A 24,128-nucleotide genomic window follows, 5' to 3' on the forward strand; every position below is an offset into this window, starting at 1 on the left:
TTTGAATAGGAGTTAAAATATGATTTCATTAAAAATTAACGCCTCTGATCTCAATAAGGCGGCTAGAAAATTTAGAAAATTAGCTGATAGTATTGAGACTGCAGAAAAGAAAACAAATGAAGAAATACCTAAAAAGGCTGCTCCTGAGATTGAAAGTGCAAGCAGGTTCGCAGTTGAAGATTGGTATATGTCATTCAATCCTGAATACTATGAAAGAACTGAATCTCTATTAAATGTATATGATGTAAAGCCATTATCAGGGGAAATTAATGTTAATTTAAGCTCTGATGAATTAGGTGGACATAGAGTAGGTAATGACTACATTTATGAGTATATATTTAAACAAGGTTATCACGGTGGAGCCATTGATGGTCCTGAACATCCAGCTCCTGGAACTCCATATTGGAGAACAGGATTTAATTTTTCAGAATGGGGAAGACCTGCTCCAAAAACAACTTCTGCTTATATGCTTATGCAGAAATACATTAGTGAAAAGAAAGATCCAATTAAGGAACTTACGTGGAGTACGTTTATTGGATATCTAAAATGGTAAGAAAGGAAGTGAATTTATATGCCTAATGAAGATTTTAGTATAAAAACTGGTATAGAGGTTGATGATAGTAAAGTCAGCCAATTAAAAAGTATTGCTTATGAGCTTGAAAAAACAGCGAAAGCTTTACAGAAAATTAGTAACGTAAAATTTAATGGTGATATTTTCTCTGGGTTGACAAATGCAGGAAAAAATATTCAAAACGTCACTAAAGAGATTGATAAATTACAGAAGTCTGCCAATGGTGCTGGAAAGCCATTAACTAATATTGGTAAAGGCGCAGAAAGTATTGTTTCAGGAAACTCAAAGCAGTTTACATTATTAGATTTAACTTCTATTGATGTAATTAAATCAAGTATGAGTGAAATTGCTGCTTCTGCTCAAAATCTTAAAGAAGCATTAGGATCAGAAGTTACTTCCGGATTAATGACTCAGATTGATGCTATGTTGGCAAAAAAAGATGAGTTGCAGAATCTTGCGAATATTTTGAAAAGCAATAAGGAAGATTTAAATAAGGCTGCATTAGAAAAAACTTCAAAATATGTAACTGATAAGAGTTTTACTGGAGATTTAAAATATTTAATCAATACAGAAGCTGAAAATAAGGTATTATCTGAATATCGTTCAACTACTGAAGAGTATAAAAAGCTTAAAGAAGAACGACTTTCCGTTTTAAGTAGAACTGGTGGAAAAACAGGAAACAACACTGCAGAAAAAAACTTAGAACAGAAATTAAAAGATACTCAAAAAGTTGTAAGTCAAAATATCAGTAAATATGGAGAAAAAATAAAAAAAGCATTTACTGATATGGATAGTCTAAAAAATGCGAAATCAAATATCTCTGGAATGAATGACATGTTTAATTCTGGATATCAAGATATTACAAAATGGGCATCAGCAGTCGCATCTGGATCAATGAGTATTGAAACATTTCAAAATAAAGTTGGTAAACTCCAAACTTCTTTAAATAATGTATACAAAGTTATTAATAATCCAAATGAAGGTACTGCAGAAGTAGAGTTACAGAATTTTCTCAGAGAAATGTCTGGATTAGATAATCTTGATTTTGGAAAAACTAATATAAAAAACGGTTTAGCAACGTTATCAGGATCATTTAAAGATGCTTCAGGTAATGTACAGACTTTAACAGCACAACTTAATTTAGCATCCGGAGCTATGTCAAGAGTTTCCACTTCTTCAGCACCAGTAGCAAGTGGAATAGATAAATTTTTTAGTGGATGGAAAACCAAAATGACAAACCTTGCTCAATATGTTACATCCTTTCAAGCGATGAATAAGATATGGGAAACATTTAAGCAAGGTTTAGAAGTAGTTAAAGAGTTTGATACTGCTCTTACAGAAATGCGAAAAGTATCAGATGAACCGATCAATAATTTAAAAAACTTTCAGAAAGAAAGTTTTGATATTGCAAATAATTTAGGTACTACTGCTCTCCAAATTCAGAACAGTACTGCCGATTTTTTAAGGCTCGGAGAAACCTTCTCGGATGCCAAGGAGTCAGCAGCTAATGCCAATAAATTATTAAATGTATCAGAATTTGACAATATCGAAGATGCAACATCTGCTCTTATCTCAATGAAATCAGCGTTCAAGGAGGTAGCAGAGTCAGATTTGGTGGACAAGGTTAATCAGGTAGGTGAAATGATTATGCCTAAACACATGGTAACATGTGGGGAATTATTATATTCCCTGTAAGTAGCTATAACGGTTAATAGCTTATGGGAAAGCCAAGACCGTGGTAACGATTATACAAAATATTTTATATGCAAATTAGACTGAAAGGATAATAATTAATGAAAGAATTTTCTTTACCAAAAGAACAAATTATCTTAGGTGGATTATTAGGTGATTCTTCTTTTAATCTGAAAAGAAAAACAATTGCATTTTCTCAATGCGAAAAACAATTGGAATATGTACAATGGAAATATTCTTTTTTTGATACAAAAGCAGAAATTCATAGTGTTTATAATGCAAGAGATGGAAAAAATTATTTAAGATATTATTTTGTTATTAGTAAAAAATATATTGGTAATAATTTAATTAATTTTATTGAAGATAATTTATATTCAGATAAAGGCGTTAAAACAATTTCATTAGAATATTTAAATCAACTTTCTCCACTAGGACTTGCGGTCTGGTGGATGGATGATGGTAATATTTCTTTAACGAAAGATGGCGGAAATAGATATGGAAAGTTAAGTACTCATTGTTTTAGCTATGATGAACATATTATAATGAAAAATTATTTTAAGCAAAAGTGGAATATAGATGTTTCAATAAGACCAGAAAAAGGACATTTCTTTTTAAGAATAAATATTAACAGTTTAAAGAAATTTATCAAATTAGTATACCCATACATAACTCAAATTCAATCCATGATTTATAAAGTAGATTTAAAATATAAATATTTAGGAAGAGTTGGAGAAGATTTTATAGATACATATAAGTATATCGAAAGAAAAAAAATTGCATAGTATTATTATTTTGTTGTATTGGCACCGTAGAGACCGTAACATTCTATTTGGACAACAAATAGGGTTTCGCTACTCTCCTATTTTATAGGATGAAGATCCAGTCCGAACAGCCGAAAGGCTCTTTTACATTTCTTAGTGTAATCGTCACGTTATAATCCCAATTTATATAAAGCGTGAGACGTAGGTAGAAATGCCTATGCGCCATACATTTTTTGTGTGGTCAGTAGAGCTTGTCTCGAAAGTAACAGTTTGAATAATTTTTCCATCTCCACCGATGGTTTAGCATCAGCATTACAAAGATCAGCTTCTGCTCTAAAAACAGCAGGAAATGACATTGACGAAAGTATTGGATTAATCACTGCCGGTAACCAAATCGCTCAAGATCCAGAGTCAGTCGGAGCAGCAATGCGTACAATTGCTCTTCGTTTAACTGGAACAAGTGTTGCGGTACAACAGTTGAATGATATAGGTGAGGAAACGGAAGGTGTTATCACTACTGTTTCTAAACTTCGTGATACAATTATGAGCGCAACGAAAGTTGCATCAAACGGTTTCAAAGGCATAGATATTCTTGATGAAAACGGTAATTACAAATCCACTGCTGAGATTTTACAAGAAATTGCTGATATTTATACCGAAATCGAAGAAACAGATAAAAAAACATCAAGTAATAATATAAACCTTTTGCTTGAGACAATTGCAGGTAAGAACCGCGCAAACATAGCAAGTAGTATATTGCAGTCTCCAGATGTACTTAGAGAAGCAATTGAGTCTTCTAAAACAGCCGATGGATCGGCAGAAAAAGAAAACCAGGCTTATCTTGACAGTATTGAAGCGAAGCTGCTTTTATTAAAAAATCAATTACAGGAATTAGCAACAGTAACAATCAACTCTGATATTTTTAAAAAAGTTATTGTTGATGTAACAAAATTCTTAAAACTTGTAACTCAACTTTCAGAAAATATTGGTACACTTGGTACTATATTATCTGGAGTTGGAATTACTAAATTTGTAAAGAGTATATCTTAACCTAAAAACACAGGTAATGCTTACATATAGCAGAGGATAGCGCAGACAAGGATGTATAAAAATGGTAATACTACAAGTCTGTGAGCATATGACTCTTAAAATAAAATATGAGGGGTAAATGCTGGGAAACTGGTAAAACTAATCAAACTCTATATGAGTTGCGAAAGCAGAAATAATTGATTAGCTGGTATATGGGAATAAATACGCCTAAGTACCAGGTCTATATAGACAGATAGGATATCATCAGCAGGACGGAATAAAATATTCAATCCTCAGAGACTACCCACCCTCTAAGTTATTATCGCCTTAGAATAATAGCTTATAATGTATAGTCCACATGTAAACAAAGTGAGAACTTATCTCTCACTATAATTATGGTAAACGTACATATCAACGTTGGTAAGAGATATAAAAAATAGTACCGACACATTTCTATATCGGTACAATAATGCAAAGGATTAATTTGATTATGGAAATAAAATTATTTGATCACATTTTTTTAATAAGTAATTATGAAGTTATAGACTACTACAATAATGAAGAGGTAAATAAATTACATAGCCAAATATTACTTTCACCTCAAGATATAAAGGAGTATTTTGAATGGCTCTTTATAAAAGGTAAACATTATTTTTGCGGTCATCCAGGAGGATTATTGTGATCTTAAAACAACTGTATTAATATTTGTATTTACATTATTATTTACTTTTGCTCTATCATTTATTATTATTTTCATATCATTAATAATGTTAGAAAAATCTTTTTGAGTATCTACAAATAAATCAAAGTCATAATCACCTATAGCCATATAATTTATCGGTAGTAATTTACTAATACGACATTGATGTTTTTCAGTACCTATAAGATATATTTGTGGTATTTTACACTTATTAAATCCTACAATAAGTAAATGAATTCCATCATTTGATGCATGATTTTCTTCATAATCTTTCACTTCTTTATATACGCATTCTACATCATTTGTGTCTAATAATATTGATTTAATTTCTAAATATATTTTTAGGCAATCAAAATCATTTTTACTACCAGCATAAGCAATAACAACTTTATCACTAATTTGATAAATCTTATTCTCGTTTTCAGTAACTATATTACTGTTTTTATCCACGATTCTGGAATCACCGCACACAATGATATCATTATCTTTAGATATTGCAGCAATAACTAGACTCATGTTATACCTCCAATTTTATATTTTAAATATGTTAAAAAATCATTTAAATATTCCATTGGCAATATCGGTAATAAATTTAGGATCAGTAACAGCTACTTTAGCAACTTCTACACATACTGCTGAGATCATATTTATAGAAGAAATACCTACAGATTTTAATTTAGCTTTACTCTTCCTCCATATAGAGTCAGGTCTAATTGATTCTGCTAATTTATGTCCTTCGAATGTAACATCATAAATTTTACAGTTTTCATATTTATAGTTATCATCTATAGAATACGATCCTTCTAAGAATCTTCCGTCAAATAAGTTTTTCACACAATATTGTACATCCTCTTCAGTGTATTTGCCTGAAAAGTGATCCTTTATATCTTTTAACATAATCCGCTTGAAATCTCCATTAAGCTTCATATTATCTTGTTCTTCAATATATAAGAGTACATCTCTAAAACAATCATAGTTTAATATCATATTCAATCCTCCATAGAAAGGTCGTGAAAATATGTTGTGGTCAATTTCTGAAACAGAAAATATTGCAACAAAAATTATTAAATTGTTATACGAAAATAATTGTACTGATGAAGGTGATATTGAAACCACATTTACATTAGTACGAAATCATTTTAAAAATTTGTCCGTTGACGACATTATTAAATTCGAAACAACTGATAAGATGCCGGAAATTGACGTTCATGGTAATCTTACTCAAATTATAAAACAAGTTTCAAATAAAATAGCTGATGAGTTTTTGGAAGAATATGGTATTAAATAAATTACCCTCTCGGTTCCCAAGTATGTCCACATTTTGCGCATCTATTAACAGCTTTATTGGAACCTAAGAAACCAGTTAAAAAGGAATAACCTCTCTGCCCTGTGGTAATTTGTGTTGAACCACAGCGAGGGCACTTTATAGGCTCGTTTGCTTTTTTCTCTTCTAATTCAATATTTTTCTTATATTCTTCTACAAGTTGATTTGCTATAGTGTCTGGTGTATTACTTGGGTCTTTATATACTTTTGTCTCACATCTTAAGTCTTTTAATATACCATTTATATAATCAACATTGTCTTTGGAAAGCCCAAACATTAATGTTTGCGGTAATTTATTTAAAAAGCTTCTTCCCTCATATTGATATACATTTTTTAATTTACAAATAAAAACTTCTAGTTTTTCATAGTCGTTAAATCCAGCTGATAAAATATCAATATTATAATAAATATTTTCATTTTTTGATGGTTGCATGTTATTTAAAGGAAAACCACAATGTATACAGGCAGGTGCTTTATCAGACACCTCTTTACCACATTCAGGACATTTTATAAGTGCCATAATAGAATATACCTCCAAATATAAGTATTTATATAGAATTTTACCATATTTTGTATAAATTGTCTATGTCTGCTATTTCAAATTTGGATGGTAGTGGTTTAATTGGAATTGAGAAATTACAAAAAGCATTTATATCTATAATGCCAAATTTCTCTAATATGATAGGAAATCTTTTTACAGCATTTAATCAAAGCGCTTCTGGTGCAGAATTAGCTAAAACTGCAATTTCTGGATTATGGGGTATTATTTCAGCACATCCAATTGGTGCTGCTATTGCTGCTGTAACTGGATTAGTGTTGGTATTTAATTACTTAGATCAAGCTGCAGAGAGAGCCAACGAAAGAATGGAAGAATCATTTAACGATTATAATGACTCCAAAGATGAGTTGGACGATATAAATTCACAATTAAATGATACCAAGAAATCTATAAACGATTTAAATTCCAAGGGAAACCTTACGTTTATAGAAAAAAGTCAATTGGCAGATCTTCAGAAAGCTACTTCTGAATTACAGATTCAGGCTGATTTAAAAGATAAAGAGGTTACTAGAAAAGCTAAAGAAGCTGCGGTAGATGCAGTAGATGCATATGAAAAGAATTTTTCTGACAAAGTGACGCAAGAAGATGTTGACAAATATGCCGATCAATATAACAATCTTGGTTTAACTGATAATGAGGATAATCTTACTTCATTAATTGCAGGTATACAGCAATATGAAAAAATCAGGAAATCGTTATTAGTTCAAAATAATACTGAAGATGCAGCCTATTATCAGCAGGAAATTGACACTGCAAAAGATAATGCTTGGGAACGTGTTGAGTTATTAGAGGATTATAAATCCAAGCTTGAAGCACTTCCGCAGGATATTTTAACAGACGATCAAAAACAAGTATTATCAGAGATTACTGACTCAATTACTTATGCTTATCAAGAGTTAGATCCTAACAAATGGAAATCTATGCAAATTGATAATCTTTTTAATAAAACAGCATTTTCTGGTGTAAAAGATGAATTAATTAATATTGCAAAAGAAACCGATAACGTAGGAATAACAACACAGGATTTAATTAATAAATATCCTATTCTTGCAAAGACAGCAGAACAAATGGGATTGTCTGTAGAGGATATCATAGAAGAAATAAATTCTGATGCAAATATTGTTGACATTGATAAAGTCAAAAAAGGTCTTTATAGAAGTTTTGTTCCACAAATTGAAGGTGCTTCTGAACAACTTAGAGATAAATTAAAAAATGATTGGAATACTTTTACAAAAGACTTTACAGATAATGATTTTAAAATTCTTTATAACATATCACAGGAAAATGATACATCAACTTGGGATATAAAAAGTTGGAAAGAAGCTTATAAATCTGCCGTAAGTGGCGTTCAAGATAATGTAGAAAAAGTCACTCTCGAATCAGTTCTTTCAGATACGTCCGATGGAAGCCTGTCATCAATGATTGATTCTTATCAGTCAAATATATCTACTCTCTCAGATACGCTAAGTACATTAAAGACAGGCGAATTCAAAGATTCGGATCTTACTGACCTTATTCAGCAATTCCCAGAACTTGCAGATAGCACTGATGATTTACAAAAGGCTATTGCAAATTTACAAGCAGATCAGCTAACATCAGTTTTAAGTCAGATTGATGACGCTATGGCTGATGCATCTGATGATGAAATTGCAAAAGCCAATGCTTTGAAGCAAGCATTAATTGATAACGCAGATTTTTCTGACATTGATCCAAGTAAAATTTCTTCTAAAATCATTAAAGCATATAGTGATAATAATGAGATGGAAGGTGCAGGATCAAAAGCTGCAGATCTTTTCTCACAAGCATTTGAAGATGAACTTCAGACAGGTCTTGGTCGTGATACTTTATATAAAGTGTTACAGGATGAAGATACAGCATTATCTTCTACTGAAAATATTCGAGAGAAATATTTTGAAAAACTTCCGGATGCCTCTACTTTAATAAAAGATGAAGATTTCCAAACGGCAATTAGTAAATACAAGAGTGATTATCAGGAACTTCTTGACGTACAAGATGACCTGAAAAACAATACATTTGATCCAAGTGTTTATAATTCGTTATTCTCAGAATTTCCTGAATTAGCAACAGCTTCTATGGATCAACTTCCTGATCTTGTACAAACAAAAATGCAGGATGTTGCAACAACGCTCCAAGATACAATTGGTGATGCGATTACTACATATAAACTTGCAGGAAAAGATGATCAGGCAAAAATCCTACAAGGATATCTTAACTCTATTCAAGAAACCATGGATGAATTTAGTCTTCCAAATATTTCTAATGAAGCATCTAATACTCAATCAGATATTGAAAAACTAAATTCTGCGTTCAAATCTCTTAAAGAAGATACATTTACCGATTCTGATATTGCATCTCTTAAAGATGAATTTTCTGATTTAATTGGTATTACAGACGACTTTGATAAAGCCGTTTCTAATTTGGCAGTTAAGAAGTTTACTCAGTCTATGAACAAAATAAACGAAGCCATCGCTTCAGAGACTGATGGAACAAAAAAGAAATTACTTGAAGAGAAAAAGGATCTGTTAATGGAGTCAACAGAACTTCCAGATGTTGATGTTGACACATTTAGAAAACAGCTAATTTCCCAGTTGTCATCTCAGATGAATACAAGAGATACAGCTGATTATGTAAACAATTTCTTTAAGAATTTTGGAACGCAAATCAATAATGGATATAGTAGAAATATCTTATCTAAAGTAATTGCCGATTCTTCAATTCTAAGCCAAGGATATGAAGCAATTGCACAAAGTTACGCTTCTAATATTGGTTCTGCTAAAGACATCATCCAAAATACCGACATCCAATCCCAGCTCACAGATTATCAGGATAAATATCAGTCACTCTATCAAGCTCAAAAAGATCTAAAGAACGGTCTTATGACTGGTTCTACAAGAAAGACATTCCTGGATAAATTCCCAGATCTTGCAAAATATGCAGGAAATACAGAAGACCTCTCTTCTGCTATTGATGATCTGATGGATTCTATGGACAGTGATGTAACTAACCAGTTTACAGATGCTATTAAAGCTCTTCAGGATGCCGGACAGTATGCAGATGCAAGTGCATTACAATCTTATGTTGAAGCTGTTTTAGATGGTGCCCATGATATCGAGGGTGCTTATCAAAAAATCGCAGGTCTTAAAATCCCTACACCTCAGTATGCAGAACTTAAAGAAGCTCTTGAATCTTCAAACGAGGGCGATCTTTATAACGAACTTCTTTCTCAGTATAAAACTGCAAAAGAGGCATGGGAAAAAGGTGAAGTTGGTACAGATGACTTTAAGTCTTTTGCTTCTATTATTTCTCCTACAGGTGTATCTGATGCAGTAAACTTTGGCGAAAACCAGGCAATGTTTGAGCGTTACTTCCAAGACACATCAACAGGTGTTGAAAATTTCCTAGAAGACTTACAGAAATTAGATTTGGCATCTAATGAAAGTGGTCATTGGACCAGTACATTAGGTAATAATCTGGATGAAATGCGAGACGCTGCACAGAGACTTAATATGGGCTTTGAACCATTTATGATGATGTTGGGTCGTCTCGAAGATTATGGTGCTACTACTGACTTCTTCACTACGGAAGAGGATGGGCAACAGCATTTATCTGATCTCTATCAGCAGATTGCAGAAAAGAAACAAAAACTTGCAGAAATTAAAGCAGATCCGGATTTAGCTGGAGATCAGTCTGCTATTGATTCTCTCAATAAAGATTTAGATGAACTTTATGCGAGAGTAGAAAATACAAAAACTGGAATTGAAGAGCTTCCGGATAAAGCAACTTATTATGAAGCAAAGAATCTCGAACAGGCTAAATCAGTTATCACTCAGATGCAGGATGAAATTAATCAAGCAGCTGCAGAAGGAAATGATGAATTAGTCAAAATTCTTGAAAAAACTCGTGATCAATATTTAAAAGAAAATGGATATATTCTTAAAGAACAGCCACAAGGTCAAACTCAGCAAGGGACTATTGAAAATCCGTTAGCAAGAGAATTCACAAATCCAACTAAATTTGGTGATTATGAGACAGTCATCAAGAAGATTCAGAATGCGACAGATGAACAAACATCTTCTCTTGAGGAAAATCTTAAAGTATTAAGCCAATATTCTGAATCTCAGCTCAGTGGAATAAATTTATCCGATGGACAGTATGATGCCGGTTTTGAGGATGCTGAACAAGCACTTGACAACCTTTCTAGCACATTTGGTCTTACAAAAGATCAAGCGGTACAGTTAGCAGCTGTTCTTTCTGATATGGGGCTGATCAAAGCAACTCCTAAAGTTGACTTAACTACAGTTCAGGATCAGATTGATAATGCAAAAGATGAGTTACAGGATAGTAATATTACTGTTGATTTAAATTTTGATATTTCTACTTCTAGTAAAGAAGAACTTCAAAAAAAGAGTCAAGAAATTCAGGGAGAGTTAAATAACAATACATCTCTTTCTGATTCTCAGAGAGTATCTTTACAGGGAGTAAAAGATTCTGTTGATAACCAGGTTGTTACGCTTACAGTACAGGAAAAAGTTGAAAAAGATGGTGATGTAGACGAGCTTCTTGCAATGGATGATCAAACACTTGCCACAACACTTGACCTTGATGTTAATAATGCTGACCAATTATCAACAGCTAGGGATGAGCTACAATATATTAAAGACAATCAAGATGCTCAGATTGATATGACTGTTAAACTGGATGAGACACAGTTTAATCAGTTATTAGGTGACGGTGAGAACGCTTCTATTGATGTTACAGCAAACAATGAAGAAGCAAAAGAAAAGATAGATGAAGCTAAGAACTATGCAGAAAGTCAGAAACCTCAAATGAAAATTGATGGCAACAATGATCCTGCTATCAATAAAGGTACTTCTGCTACTCAGATGATCAACAACATGACTGGAATTATTAAGGTTAATGCTGACACATCTGGTATGGCAAGTGCTATTAATTCTGAATTGTCAAAGCCTCATACTATCAATATTTCCGCAAATGTTTCTACGCATGTTAGTGGTGGAACAGGTAAGTCTACAGGAACTATGATTCGTGTCGCTCATGCCGATGGAACTGCTTATAATGTTATCAATTATACTCCTGCTCATGCAAGCGGAAATGTAACACTTTCACATGATGAAACTGCTTTAGTTAACGAAGAAGGCATTGGCGCTGAATCAATTGTGCGTGATGGTAAATGGATGATTATTCCTGGTGGTGCACATTTTGAAAATCTAAAAAAAGGCGACTTAATCTTCAATAAAAAGCAGACATCCGAGCTTATCAATTCAGGACATGTTACATCTGGAGGTGGACATGCCAGAGCTTATGCAAATGGTACTATTGGTGCTTATGCAGGAGGTAATTCTGGTGTTTATTTAAACTGGGATAAAAATCGTACTCAAGTTGGCAATCAGTCAACCTCATCTTCCTCCAATTCCACAACTACCGATAAAAATACAACTTCTGTTAAGAAAAATACAGACACCGTAAATGACAATACCGAAAAGGTAAAGAAATCTACTAAGGTATATAACTGGGTAGAAACTCGTATTAAACATTGGTCTGATCAGGTTCAAAAAATCGCTGATAAAATCACTGATTATATTAAGAAGTCACTTAAAACATCTTTGCTCAAACAGCAAATTCGTAAGATGAACTATGAGATTGGGTCTAATCAGAAAGGTGCAAAAACCTATATGAAAAAGGCTAACTCTATAGCAAATGAGTACACTTATTATAATAGCGATGGAGAAGAGATTAAAACCAATGTACCAAAGAAATATCAGAAACTTGTACAAAAAGGTGCTTACCGTATTGAAGATATGGACACTTCAACAGATCAGGGTAAGGCTCTGGCAGAGGCTATCGATCAGTATAAGACATATTACGACAAGGCACAGGATTGTAAACAAGCTGTTGTTGATCTGAAAAAAGAGCAAATGGAATTGTTTGAGCAATGGGCTAATATGCCAACTGAAACAGCAGAGCAGAAATTGGAACGTTTACAAAACGGATTTAATGGATTGAATGCAACTCAGTCAAGGTTATCTGCTGTTCAGACAGGTGGATCAACACAAAAAGCTATAGCAGACGCTGCTACTGCAAGTTACGAATCAGCACAGGTAGTTACAGAAAAAGCACAATCAAATCTTGACACAGCAACTGCGAAAGCAGATAAGGCAACTACAGCTGTAAATAGAAAGAAAAAAGCACTTCTTAAATCAAAAGGTCTTACGAATGAGCAGAAAAAAGCTATTAAATCCGGAAAGACTATTGATACCAGTAAGATTACTAACAAGACTACGAAGAAACGTGCCGAAGAGTATAATTCTGCAGTTAAAAATAAAAAGAAAGCAGATTCTAAAAAGAAAACGGCTCAAACTAAATTTAACACTGCAAATAAGAATTCTTCATCTCTTAAGACAGATGCCGAAGCAGCAATCGTCGGATATCAAGAAGGAAACGAACTTTCCTATATGGATTCCTTAACTGATCAGAATGTGACACAGACAAAGCAAGCTGCAAATATTAACAACAAGGCTTGGGAGGAAACTAAGAAAAATCTTAACGCCCAGGAGAAAGCCAAGAAACAAGCAGACGATAAGGTTAGTAAAAAAGCTAAAGCTATTAAGAAAAAGTTTGGTAGTAAGCTGAGTGATAATCAGAAAAAGAAATTAGCAGCAGGTAAAGAAATAAATGTCGATAAGATAAAAGACAAGTCTCTTAAAAAGGCTCTTACAGCATATAATAAATATGTTACTACTGCAGCCGAAACAGAACAGAAATTAAATATTGTCACAGATGCAGAATCAACAGCGGCAGCTAATGCAGCGGAATCACAGACAGAAGCAGCTAAAGCCACAGTCGAAGCTATTCAAAGTAAATTTGATAATGCGAAGACGTATTATGAAGGATTGTTAGGATATCAGGAAAAGTATAATGAAATGGAAGAAGCAAACATTGATTTATACAATGCTCATGGAAATTATGAGCGTTCTTCTGATTATGAGATTAAGATCTCAAATACTGAAAGTCTGAGAAATATCGCACAGGATAAAGTTGATGAACTTGAGAAAAGACTCCAAGAAGGTGTTGACAATGGCACAATTGTAGAAGGATCTCAGGAATGGATTAATATGAAATCCGAGATTATAGAAGCAAAAAAAGCTGTAACCGATTACGACACAAGTATTGAAAATCTGAAACAGCAACAAATTGGTGTTTATTATGAAGAACAGTTTGATCGTGCAATAGAGAAAATTGATCAGTTCAAGGACCGTCTTGATACACTGAACGAAATTATCTCTGATGATATGAAAGTTGATAAGAATACTGGACTACTTACAGAATTGGGAGCTACTTCTGTAATGTTGAATAGAAATCAGTTTTCTGCAAATCAGAAAGAAATACAAAAGCTTCTTGAAAAAGAAAATGATGTGAAAAAACGATACGCTAATGGCGAAGATATGTCTTCTGAATTTGGCGAAAAGACTTATGATGAATATATAAAAGACATTCAGTCTAAATATAATTCTTTAATTTCATCAAATAGTTCTCTTCAAAATGATATGCTCTCTCTTGTCAAAAATCAGGCTCAAGCAGAACTTGATGCTCTTAATAAAGTAATATCTAAGCGTAAGGAAGCCCTTTCCGCAAAGAAAGACTATTACGATTACGATAAAACTTTAAAGGATAAGACTAAAGACATTCAGATCCTTGAACGTCAAGCGGCAGCTCTCCAGGGTTCAACAAACGCTGAAGATAAAGCACGTTTGGCAAAGATCCAGGAACAGTTATCAGATGCAAGAGAAGATCTTTCTGATACTATGACAGACCATGCTTTCAGTATGCAAAGTGATGCGCTTGATAAATTATCCTCAGATATGAGCGATGATTTTGACAAATGGTCTAACGACATAAGCTCCAACGTAGAAAAAATGAGTAAAGCTATTAATGAAGCAGTTTCAAATTCTGCTCTTAGCAATGCACAGGTCCTTAATAACCTTTCTACTATTCTGAAAAATGTTGGGTTAACAGACGAACAAGTTAGCTCTACATTATCAGGACTTACTGGTTATGCTTCCGGAACTGATTATGTGCCTAAGTCTGGAATGTACCGTGTAAACGAAAATGGTATGGAATCCGTACTATCAAGGAAATACGGTACTCTCACATTCTTAAATCAGGGAGATAAAGTATTTACAGCAGACTTCACAAAGAGACTTATTGATAATGCATGTATTGCCACACAGAGTAGTCAACCACAATTTGGCGAGATGTATAAGGAACTTATGAATGCGATTACTAACACAAACAATCAATCTTATGAGCATAGTACAGTTTACAATATTGTTGTAAATGAAGCTACTGATGCAAACGCAGTAGGTGATATTGTCGTCAAGAAGATCGATGCATACGAAAAGAAGCGTGTAAGAGATTTTAAGAGTCTCAGATAAACACAGGAGGGCATAGTGTCACAGCTATGCTCTCTTTTATTAATTTTAAACAGAGGTGTAACTATGAATAAAGATCCAAAACTACAAGAAATATTAGCGCACCAATTATATCTAATGAACGTTAAGGATAAAGGATATAACGATCTTGTAAAAAAAATTATACAAAATCAGATAAAAAATACGGATGAATATCTTACTGCTTACGCAAAATACAAAAAGAAGACCGGTGAATTTGTATGAAATATTTTAATAATAAAAAACCAACTGGAATTCCATATCAGCGATTGATGCTAGTATATAATTCAAATGTTCAATACCATCCAATTTTAAATAATCAAACGTTTGAAGAGTTTAAAAAGAAAAACAGAATTATTTTAAATACTGTCGTTCAAAGAATCCCAAGAACTTTTGCGCACTCTTCATATATTGTTTTGCAAGAATCAACTCTATTTCCAACATCATACAGCTTAATACAATCGTTAAGATGGTACACTATTTTTCGTATTTCAAGAGTATACTGGTCTGCATAACGCAATAATTTTTCACAATTATTTTTAGAATCCAATACCATTACTCCAAAAAAATTCACAGCAAAGCTTTTTGTATCATATTGTGATATTTCTATATTTGGATTCTTTTTCTGCTTAATTAATGGAAACCATGTATTAAACTGTGTATGATCTGGCGTAACATTATACTTATATGTATTGATTAATTCTTGATTCACATCATAATCTAAAATAATATTTTTTAGTGATGCAATTAAATCAAGATTCTCTTCAGATATGTCTTCTGGTATTTCTGATATTGTCATACCGTCTTCACTTTGTAAGATATGAAGTAATTCATGTGCTAATACATCATTTGTATTCTCTGTATCTTTTCTTAGAAAAATTATATATTTCCCATCGATTTTTTGACAGTATGAAGTTTCTTCTTCAGTATATATAAAATCAATCTCGCAGTTAGTGTGTAATTTTACATGCGTATAGATTTTATCAACTTCTTTGTTTATATCAAGATTAAAAGTACCCCCAATTATTATTTTGTTCATCTTCTCTCCAATCCTTCAAACAAATCTATATATAAAATCCATTATGATTCAAATAACAATTTTTGTCAATAATAGTCTGAATAGAAAGTAGGTGATTAATATGGCTATATTTGGTTCTAGTTTTACATATAACGAAAAGTCTTCGGACGATTACGGAGTTATTCTTTGTGCTACAGAGGCAGTCGATTCAATTCCAATGGGACTTACAAGGGAAGGTTTAAAGGGAGAAATTACAAGTAGACGACCTGTAGCCAATTGGTATAATACGAAATATTCAGATGTACTTACATTTGATGTGACAATTACAAAACCAGAAAATCGTGCATTTTCAAGGGAAGAAGTGAGAGATATTAACGCTTGGTTGACTGGACCACGTACACCTACTCTTCTATTTTTTGAGGATGAAGCATTTGACCCAATCAATTTTTATGGTGTGTTTACAGATGTAAACAATGTGTACGGAAGTGGTATTTTAATGCTTAAATATACGTTTACATCGAATTCACCTTATGGATGGAGCAATGAATTTCAATACATATATAATAACTTGGAAGACAAAAAGTTGTCTGTTGAACAAGGAAGTGTTACAGGTAGTGGCAAGGATCTGGTTGTTGCAGTCCAGAATAATGGATACTTTAGTATAGAAAATAGTACAGACGAATTAAATGATTTTGTTTATCCTTTGATTGCTATAAATGCATATCCTGGACATAAAGTTTCAATAGAAAACATTTCTGAAATATCTACTAATCTTCTATCTCATAAACTAGAGATTACAATTCCAGATAAAGTTGATTTTTCAACAATGCTTTACATAGATTCAAAATACCATAAGATTTATTACATAAATAATAATACAAAAGAAAAGGTTCCGCTCACGTTATCAGATCTTGGTTTCTCGTCAGAAAATCTCACAAATATAGATAATGGTTCTTTAGGTCTTTACTGGCCTCGTTTAATTCCAGGAAATAATAAATTTGATATAGCAGGTGAATGTAATGTTGCTATGACATTCAGATGCCCAAGAAAGGTAGGTGCTTATTAATGACTTTTAATTATGACTACTTTGGGCTTACTGAACCGGCACGAATTTATTTGTGTAAAACAGATAATACAATAATTTGTGAATTGAATGGTATTGATCTGCCAACTGTATCTTATACACGGCAGTTAAATAATTTTGACACGATACAATTTGATGTACACAAGTATATAAACGGAGAAGAATCAAACGGATATGATCTGCTTGATGAAGCAATGTATATTTTGGTAGATGGTGTTGGTTATTTTAGAATGCAATATCCACAGGTATCAAATGATGGATTTGATGAATATAAAACGGTAACAGCTCAATCATGTGAATGTGAGCTTGCATTAAAAACACTAAAGAATTTTAAGATCAATACAGGAGAGACAGACAGCCGTGAATATCTAATTGATGGTAATGTAAAAGAAACCGATGAAGGTGTTAAAGTAGCAGTTAAAAACATTATTTTATATGATGAACTGTACAAAGATTTTTCATTACTTGATATTGCAATTGAAAAGGTTTTTGGATGGAAAATTGGTTGGGTTGACCAGGCAATAAGAGTAACAGAGGTTATAGAGACTAAAGTAAACGATGATGGAACTGTCACTACTACTTCACAAATGGCTAATTCTAAGCGGTCATTTGATATAGATTCAAAAAACGTATATGCATTTCTTACGCAGGATGTATCGAAGAAATTCGAATGTATTTTTGACTTTAATATCATGACTAGGACGATTAATGTATATAGTGTAAAAGATTACGGTAAGGATTCAAATGTATTTATCTCTTATCGTAATTTGATTCAGACGTTGAATTATGCACCAGCTCAAGAAGATAATATTATGACAAGATTTGAAGTACGTGGTGGAGATGACCTTACAATTGATACAGTCAATTTTGGTTCTTCTACTATTGAGAATCTTTCTTATTATCTTAGTACAAAACATGTAAGTCAAGGGTTAATTGACAGATATAATCAATGGTTATCTAAGCTTGACGAAGCACGTAAAAAATATATGTATTACAATCGTCAGTACAGCTTATATATGGAAAAGCGTGATGAAATCAATCTTAGAGTTCCGAATGATGGGTTGAATAATAATTGGAAACAATTTACCGTAAAAGACCTTAGAACTATTAAAAAGAAGTATACTACATATATGGATGCACTGAAAGATGTAAATCTTGGCTACTGGGATGAAAAAAACCAGAAGTGGCTTAATAAAGGTGCGGAGCAAGATTATATTGCATATCAGGGTATTCTTGAAATTATCGACAAAACCATTGAATATAAAAATAATACAGATCCTACACAGGATGATAAAAAGTCCAATGAAGTAGATGATTTGATTGAAGAATGGAATACAAATTGGGATCTGTTTGGTCTTCAAGAGTTAAAAACAAAAGAGAAAACATATCTGAATAATATTGATGCTTTAAAAGCTTATAAAAAGGCATGGAAAGATTTAAGTGAAGATGAAAAAGGTCACTTAACAGAGTCCAATTATAATATTTCTCATAATAAGTATTTGAAGTATTGGGAATACGAATACGGAAAAGATGAAAATGGGAACTTATATGCGGAACCAGAAAAAGGTGGATGCTCTGGTGCCATTAAGCAAAGACAAGGCGAATATGATGATATTCAGAATTTAATGAATGGTTTTTCAAAAAATATGTCCGAAGTTGCAACAATTAACAATAAAGAAAAATGCGGCATATTTACAAAGGAAGATCTTGAAACATTAAATAAACTGTACAATGAGACAGATTATGTAAATGATAATATTATCACCATTTCTACAAACACTGCAGCAGAGATAATCAATACTCAATACGAATTATTCCAAGATGCAACAACAGAGCTTTCTAAGGTGTGTCAGCCACAATTATCATTCACTCTTACAATGGATAACATTTTTGCTATTCCTGGATTTAAAGAATGGCAAGGAAATTTTGATATAGGTAATTTTATCCATCTCTCATTCGATAAAGATGATCAGTATTTTTTAAAACTTCGTATCTCATCTCTCACTTTTAATCCATGCGTTATTGAAAATAATTTTCAAATTGAATTCACAAACATGATTAGTTATAACGGTGGTCGTGATGACTTTGCTGTTTTACTTGATAATACAGTAAGCACAGCTAAAGACCAAATTACAGGATCTGTAAAAAGCAAATTAGATACATCCGGAATTGAAGTTTCAGATGCACTTATTAAGGCAATGGTGAGTTCAACCAGATTTTCAAATGCGGTATCTAACGGTGTGTTTGATACAATAAATGCTAATACAGGTGCTTTCGGACAGGTTATATCAAAAATGGTTAATGCTAGAGATATGATGGCAAACAGTGGTCTTTTTGAAACAATTAATGTTGATGCGACCACATCTAAACTCGTTCTTGCACTTGATATTAATGCGACACGTATATCTGCAGGTACTCTTTCTGTAGATAGACTTATCATTCGTGGTGAAAAGAATTCTATCATGTATTCGTTTAATGAAAGTCTTGGAGCTGTTGAATCAAAGAACATTCCACCAGAAGATTATGATAAGTATTACATGGGTGGTAAAAATATTCAGGCACATACTATTACTGCCGATCAGATTCTTGCAAATTCATTAACTGCATCTGAAATTACTACTGATGACTTACGTGGTATAAATGGATGGATTAATCTTCATTCCGGTACTTTTACTTTCTATGGCAAATCAGAAAAGGTAATTATTGATGATATAAATAAGGATAAAAAACTCCTTGATAATTACATATCTTCGTGGGAATCTCCAAGAGGAACTAGCGGTGATGATTTAAGATATAAAGAATCTATGAGTTTTTCACCTATCGGATTAAACCAGGAAAAGTTGAAAAGTAAGATTGAAGAGTTAAAACCGTATACTACTGATTCAAGTGAAGTTTTAACTACATTACAGAAAAGTACGTTAATAAGATTCCTTGGAGAATTGGACAACTATATCATTTGGCTAAATGTAAATGACAAAATTTACAAAGAAAATAAATCTGCAAGTACATTAAATCAGATGACTCGAACAGATCTTGAAAAAGAGTTTGGAATCAATACTCTATCTGATGCAGAACGTACAACAAAGTATAATCTTATTAAAAATTATGTAGGTATTAAAGAAGCGTCAGAAGAAGACAATTCCGCAGGACTTATGGCGTGGAACGGACAGACTCTTACTGTTCGTGGAGACATTATTGCTAATAGTCTTACACTTGGTAAAAATGTAAATATTAGCAGTGAAAACATTTCTGATTTAAAAAATTATGTTACAACCAGTGGGCTTGATGGAAAATTAAAAGATTACACAACTACTTCCGATATGCAAAATGAAGGACTTGCTTTTATTGTCAAGAAAAATGGTTCTATTGGACAGTTTGATGGAACTATTAATCCAGATGATACGAAAGGTTATTTTTCTGTAAATACAGATGGGTTAATGATTGCACAAAATGCAGTAGTTTATGGAACTATTTATGCAAAAGCAGGAAAATTTACTGGAGATATCATAGCAAATTCATTAACTCTTGGTGACGGAGTGGATATTTCTACCGATAAAATAAGCGGTCTTGGAGAATATGCAAAATCATCAGATCTTAATGGATATGTAAGAACAGTAGATCTTGGACCGTATGCAAAAACAGAATCCTTGTCTGTATATTTTGAAAAAGATAAAGATTATGGAACCATTGTTGATGGTCAAACTGGAATAAAAGTATCTACAAATGGGCTTCTTCAAGCAAGTAATGCAATAATTTACGGAACAATATATGCAAGCTCTGGATGGTTTAAAGGAGAATTAAAGGCAGCCACCGGAACCTTTTCAGGAGAGTTAAAGGCAGCTACCGGAAGTTTTAGTGGAAATATTACTGCATCAACAGGAAGTATTGGTCCGTGGAATATAAATTCTGATGCTATTTATAAGGGAAGTGGATATAACATAGGCGGCCCTGGTAATGCATATTTTGGTAATTCTGGATTAAGTATATCTGATAAATTTATTGTTGATAGTGAAGGTAATATGACCGCAACTGATGCTACTATATCAGGAACAATCACCGCATCGTCTGGAAAGATTGGGCTTTTCAATATTAGTAATGATGGTTCTATTTACAATAAACCATACGGCACAGCAGGAAGTGGCTCTGATAGTTGTGGTCTTAGTGTAACTTCTGGAAAATATGCATTCTGGGCTGGAAGTGGAGCATTTTATGTAAATCAAGATGGTAGTATGCATTGCTCAAACGCAGATATTTTAGGTGGCATAACATCAAAGGGAAACAACACCATAACAGAATTAAGGAATGGACAATTATCTATGAAGTATGATTATGGAATAAGTGACGTAGAACCATTGCCAAAACTTTTAATGGGCCTCGATGGAAATAATGAACCATATTTGTATTTTTATTCTGTCGCCCCATATACAAGCGTTTCTATATCTGGTGGTATTATAAGAGGGACATTAAATGGAAATGTTACTGGAGATGTTAGTGGTAATGTTAATGGATACATAATTAATTCAGAGTCAACAAGTTATCGACCTGCAATTTGTACATCAACAGATGATGGTGGAAAATATTATGTATCAATTATCAGAACTAACGTAGACAATAAAATTACAATTCGTGGAAAATGGGATTATCAAAAATTTGAGACAAGAACATTTCAACTTACAACATCTGATAGGAGATTAAAAAGAAATATAAAAAACACCAATATCGACAATGCATTAAGCCAAATCTTAAAAATAAATCATAGAGAATTTATATGGAAAGAATCAAATAATTATATAGATTTAGGATATATTGCTCAAGAATTAGAAGATATAAACCCTAACATGGTAATAAAACCATCTGAAAGCAATGAACCATATGGTGTAAATACATTCTATATGGAAAGTCTTATTACAAAATCAATCCAAGAAATGTATGCTGAATTAAAAGCAGAGAACAAGCAATTAAAGCAACGAATTGAATATTTAGAGCAACAGATCAACTAAGAGCATTCTATAACAGGAATGCTCTTTTTATATTAAAAATTAAGATAAAAAGGAGAAAAACTACTATGAAAATCACAAACGCAGCTATTTACGATATTATTGAGGCAACTAAGAAATTCAGTAACGCTAAAGGCAAAACAGCATTCGTACTCTTCCGTGTACTTCGTAAACTTCAAGACGAAATCAAAGACTGTGATGATCAGAAAAATAAATTAATTCAGGAGTACGGTAAAGAGGTAGAAGGTGGAATAGCTATTCCTAACGATGACAAAGAAGCTTATGAGAAATTTATGGCTAAATTCACTCCTATCCTTCTGTATCAAATTGATGTAGATATTCCACAGCTTACCGAGGAAGAATTTGATTCTCTCTATGAGGTTGATGCACCTAACGCGACAATGAATGATTATGCTATTATTGACGCTTTTCTTGTAAAGAAACCGGAACCAGAAAAGAAAGAAGAAAAAGCAGATACAGAACCTGATGAAACAAAAGAAGCTGTAGCTGAATAAATTAAGGAGGCACATATGCGAAGTGTACTTGATATCACTTGCTATGAGTCTGATGGTATTACTAGAATAAATCATCTTACACAATGGGATAAAGGACAGACCATATGTTTTGAAACATTTGGTCTGACTTCTCCACCTGTGGTCCACTGGTGCAATAGAATGAGTGAAGAAGCACTTCAAGTTAAATCATCTTTAAAAAATAATAAATTTTATGTAGATGTCCCAAACTCATTGCTTCAAGAGCCATACCCTCTTATTGGATATATTTATATATCTGAATCAAATAGCACTTCTGAAACAGTCGCACAGATTCGTATTCCACTAAAACAAAGACAAAAACCATCAGATTATTATTATATAAATAATGTAGATTTTGTAGTCAGTTATCAGGTTGGTTCTTTTGAATTTACAACTGGATCTACAGCTGGCGCAAAAACTTATACTTTAACATTCCCAAATAAATTCAAATCTATTCCAGTCGTATTCGCGACAACTAATCAAACAGATCCACAAAACTATGCCGTTTCAATAACAAATAAAAGTCAAACTGGTGCCACTATTTGTATTTATAACAATGAAAATGGGGTTGATAAAAAACTGACGGTTAGTTGGATGGCTATTATTTCGTAAATTATATATTTGTTATTATTGTTAGAAAGGTGGTGTAAAATGTACACTCTTAGAATTACAGATGACAATAATGTTATTACTACAGTAAAAGAAAGTCTGATGGAGAAAAGTAATTGCGTGAACTCTATCCAGATTATTATTAATAAACTTTATAAAGAACAAATTAATATGACAGATACTACTGCTTATATGAAATATGTTCTTCCGGTTACAAAGAAAATTAAGATGACTCAGCTCATTGCAGATACAACAACTGATGAGAGTCATATTTTATATACTATTCCTGTAACAGCAAATATCTCTGCTGAACCAGGTGATATCGAGGTGTCATTTACTTTCTTAAAACTTGTTCATGATGAAGAATCTGATACTACCACTTCTTATGTTCGAAAAACTGAATCTGGACTTATCCACATTACAAAATTAGCACAGTTTGATAGTTATGAACCAAGTGAAATGTTAACTGAACTTGACCAGAGAATTCTTGCACTTATGGCAACTGCTGAAGATATTAAGAAACTTGGTCAGGCAACTTATGACAATATGCCAATCGACATGAAACTTGATTCAGAAGCAAAGAAACTGACTCTCGTAAACGCTAATGGAAATACAGGTGAAGGTATTGGGATTGCAGACCTTTCAGACTCTATTGCAAAAGAACTTACAGGTACAGATCCAGATGGCACTCAAGATGGTATTACACATATTGACAAAGTTACAGGCGTACAGAGCCTTGATGAATTATTAAAATAAAAGATG

At 32.7% G+C, this 24,128-nt stretch carries 17 protein-coding genes; 13 read left to right on the forward strand and 4 right to left on the reverse strand.

Going from position 1 to position 24,128, the window contains the following annotated elements; genetic code table 11:
- Positions 1-19: 19 nt before the first annotated feature.
- From AB5706_RS03735 to AB5706_RS03755, 5 genes are all read left to right on the forward strand, one after another.
- The gene (locus tag AB5706_RS03735) at positions 20-553 is read left to right on the forward strand and encodes a hypothetical protein (RefSeq protein WP_195589975.1); all 534 of its coding nucleotides are present in this window, start codon (positions 20-22) and stop codon (positions 551-553) included.
- A gap of 18 nt (positions 554-571) precedes the next feature.
- Positions 572-2,266, forward strand: coding sequence for a hypothetical protein (locus AB5706_RS03740; protein WP_368365881.1), 1,695 nt, complete (start codon positions 572-574; stop codon positions 2,264-2,266).
- Between the two features lie 98 nt (positions 2,267-2,364).
- Positions 2,365-3,045 carry a hypothetical protein gene (locus AB5706_RS03745; RefSeq protein ID WP_368365882.1) on the forward strand — a complete coding sequence of 227 codons (681 nt, stop codon included), beginning with the start codon at positions 2,365-2,367 and terminating at the stop codon, positions 3,043-3,045.
- A 249-nt stretch (positions 3,046-3,294) separates the two neighbouring features.
- Positions 3,295-4,074: a phage tail tape measure protein gene (locus tag AB5706_RS03750; protein ID WP_368365883.1), complete on the forward strand. Its 780-nt coding sequence runs from the start codon at positions 3,295-3,297 to the stop codon at positions 4,072-4,074.
- A gap of 469 nt (positions 4,075-4,543) precedes the next feature.
- On the forward strand, positions 4,544-4,735 hold the full coding sequence (locus tag AB5706_RS03755; protein WP_368365884.1) for a hypothetical protein: 192 nt from the start codon (positions 4,544-4,546) through the stop codon (positions 4,733-4,735).
- Here the strand turns inward: AB5706_RS03755 and AB5706_RS03760 are convergent.
- Together AB5706_RS03760 and AB5706_RS03765 are read right to left on the reverse strand one after the other, a co-directional pair.
- Positions 4,727-5,269 carry an Ntn hydrolase family protein gene (locus AB5706_RS03760; RefSeq protein WP_368365885.1) on the reverse strand — a complete coding sequence of 181 codons (543 nt, stop codon included), beginning with the start codon at positions 5,267-5,269 and terminating at the stop codon, positions 4,727-4,729. The genes AB5706_RS03755 and AB5706_RS03760 overlap by 9 nt on opposite strands.
- 39 nt (positions 5,270-5,308) lie before the next feature.
- The gene (locus AB5706_RS03765) at positions 5,309-5,740 is read right to left on the reverse strand and encodes a DUF2513 domain-containing protein (protein WP_368365886.1); all 432 of its coding nucleotides are present in this window, start codon (positions 5,738-5,740) and stop codon (positions 5,309-5,311) included.
- Positions 5,741-5,771: 31 nt separating this feature from the next.
- Here AB5706_RS03765 and AB5706_RS03770 point away from each other — a divergent pair, with 31 nt between their 5' ends.
- A complete protein-coding gene (locus AB5706_RS03770; protein ID WP_368365887.1) occupies positions 5,772-6,041 on the forward strand; it encodes a hypothetical protein in 270 nt (89 codons plus the stop codon).
- A 1-nt stretch (position 6,042) separates the two neighbouring features.
- Here AB5706_RS03770 and AB5706_RS03775 read toward each other — a convergent pair whose 3' ends face one another.
- Positions 6,043-6,597, reverse strand: coding sequence for a zinc ribbon domain-containing protein (locus AB5706_RS03775; RefSeq protein ID WP_368365888.1), 555 nt, complete (start codon positions 6,595-6,597; stop codon positions 6,043-6,045).
- A gap of 65 nt (positions 6,598-6,662) precedes the next feature.
- Between AB5706_RS03775 and AB5706_RS03780 the strand changes: the two genes are divergently transcribed.
- Both AB5706_RS03780 and AB5706_RS03785 read left to right on the forward strand, forming a co-directional pair.
- Positions 6,663-15,110 (forward strand): hypothetical protein, encoded by an 8,448-nt coding sequence (locus tag AB5706_RS03780; RefSeq protein WP_368365889.1) that lies wholly within the window; start codon positions 6,663-6,665, stop codon positions 15,108-15,110.
- Positions 15,111-15,173: 63 nt separating this feature from the next.
- Positions 15,174-15,350: a hypothetical protein gene (locus tag AB5706_RS03785; protein ID WP_313718196.1), complete on the forward strand. Its 177-nt coding sequence runs from the start codon at positions 15,174-15,176 to the stop codon at positions 15,348-15,350.
- A gap of 148 nt (positions 15,351-15,498) precedes the next feature.
- Here AB5706_RS03785 and AB5706_RS03790 read toward each other — a convergent pair whose 3' ends face one another.
- Positions 15,499-16,164 (reverse strand): hypothetical protein, encoded by a 666-nt coding sequence (locus tag AB5706_RS03790; RefSeq protein ID WP_368365890.1) that lies wholly within the window; start codon positions 16,162-16,164, stop codon positions 15,499-15,501.
- 100 nt (positions 16,165-16,264) lie between these two features.
- Between AB5706_RS03790 and AB5706_RS03795 the strand changes: the two genes are divergently transcribed.
- From AB5706_RS03795 to AB5706_RS03815, 5 genes are all read left to right on the forward strand, one after another.
- On the forward strand, positions 16,265-17,209 hold the full coding sequence (locus tag AB5706_RS03795; RefSeq protein ID WP_368365891.1) for a phage tail domain-containing protein: 945 nt from the start codon (positions 16,265-16,267) through the stop codon (positions 17,207-17,209).
- On the forward strand, positions 17,209-22,227 hold the full coding sequence (locus AB5706_RS03800; protein ID WP_368365892.1) for a tail fiber domain-containing protein: 5,019 nt from the start codon (positions 17,209-17,211) through the stop codon (positions 22,225-22,227). The genes AB5706_RS03795 and AB5706_RS03800 overlap by 1 nt, the downstream gene beginning before the upstream one ends.
- A gap of 65 nt (positions 22,228-22,292) precedes the next feature.
- A complete protein-coding gene (locus AB5706_RS03805; RefSeq protein ID WP_195589937.1) occupies positions 22,293-22,739 on the forward strand; it encodes a hypothetical protein in 447 nt (148 codons plus the stop codon).
- Positions 22,740-22,754: 15 nt separating this feature from the next.
- The gene (locus AB5706_RS03810) at positions 22,755-23,369 is read left to right on the forward strand and encodes an H-type lectin domain-containing protein (protein ID WP_368365893.1); all 615 of its coding nucleotides are present in this window, start codon (positions 22,755-22,757) and stop codon (positions 23,367-23,369) included.
- Positions 23,370-23,408: 39 nt separating this feature from the next.
- Positions 23,409-24,122 carry a hypothetical protein gene (locus AB5706_RS03815; protein WP_368365894.1) on the forward strand — a complete coding sequence of 238 codons (714 nt, stop codon included), beginning with the start codon at positions 23,409-23,411 and terminating at the stop codon, positions 24,120-24,122.
- Positions 24,123-24,128: the final 6 nt, after the last annotated feature.

Origin of the sequence: Ruminococcus sp. RTP21484sp1_RTP21277st1_D2_RTP21277_210401 (assembly GCF_040924225.1) — a bacterium.
In the GTDB taxonomy this organism is placed as follows: Bacteria; Bacillota; Clostridia; order Lachnospirales; family Lachnospiraceae; genus Blautia_A; species Blautia_A faecis.

Bases quoted from the DNA above. Each gene is read 5' to 3' on its own strand.
- AB5706_RS03765 (WP_368365886.1), bottom strand. From the start codon at position 5,740: ATGATATTAAACTATGATTGTTTTAGAGATGTACTCTTATATATTGAA.
- AB5706_RS03800 (WP_368365892.1), top strand. From the start codon at position 17,209: ATGACTTTTAATTATGACTACTTTGGGCTTACTGAACCGGCACGAATT.
- AB5706_RS03755 (WP_368365884.1), top strand. From the start codon at position 4,544: ATGGAAATAAAATTATTTGATCACATTTTTTTAATAAGTAATTATGAA.
- AB5706_RS03775 (WP_368365888.1), bottom strand. From the start codon at position 6,597: ATGGCACTTATAAAATGTCCTGAATGTGGTAAAGAGGTGTCTGATAAA.
- AB5706_RS03770 (WP_368365887.1), top strand. From the start codon at position 5,772: ATGTTGTGGTCAATTTCTGAAACAGAAAATATTGCAACAAAAATTATT.
- AB5706_RS03735 (WP_195589975.1), top strand. From the start codon at position 20: ATGATTTCATTAAAAATTAACGCCTCTGATCTCAATAAGGCGGCTAGA.
- AB5706_RS03745 (WP_368365882.1), top strand. From the start codon at position 2,365: ATGAAAGAATTTTCTTTACCAAAAGAACAAATTATCTTAGGTGGATTA.
- AB5706_RS03785 (WP_313718196.1), top strand. From the start codon at position 15,174: ATGAATAAAGATCCAAAACTACAAGAAATATTAGCGCACCAATTATAT.
- AB5706_RS03760 (WP_368365885.1), bottom strand. From the start codon at position 5,269: ATGAGTCTAGTTATTGCTGCAATATCTAAAGATAATGATATCATTGTG.
- AB5706_RS03780 (WP_368365889.1), top strand. From the start codon at position 6,663: ATGTCTGCTATTTCAAATTTGGATGGTAGTGGTTTAATTGGAATTGAG.
- AB5706_RS03790 (WP_368365890.1), bottom strand. From the start codon at position 16,164: ATGAACAAAATAATAATTGGGGGTACTTTTAATCTTGATATAAACAAA.
- AB5706_RS03815 (WP_368365894.1), top strand. From the start codon at position 23,409: ATGTACACTCTTAGAATTACAGATGACAATAATGTTATTACTACAGTA.
- AB5706_RS03795 (WP_368365891.1), top strand. From the start codon at position 16,265: ATGGCTATATTTGGTTCTAGTTTTACATATAACGAAAAGTCTTCGGAC.
- AB5706_RS03805 (WP_195589937.1), top strand. From the start codon at position 22,293: ATGAAAATCACAAACGCAGCTATTTACGATATTATTGAGGCAACTAAG.
- AB5706_RS03740 (WP_368365881.1), top strand. From the start codon at position 572: ATGCCTAATGAAGATTTTAGTATAAAAACTGGTATAGAGGTTGATGAT.
- AB5706_RS03810 (WP_368365893.1), top strand. From the start codon at position 22,755: ATGCGAAGTGTACTTGATATCACTTGCTATGAGTCTGATGGTATTACT.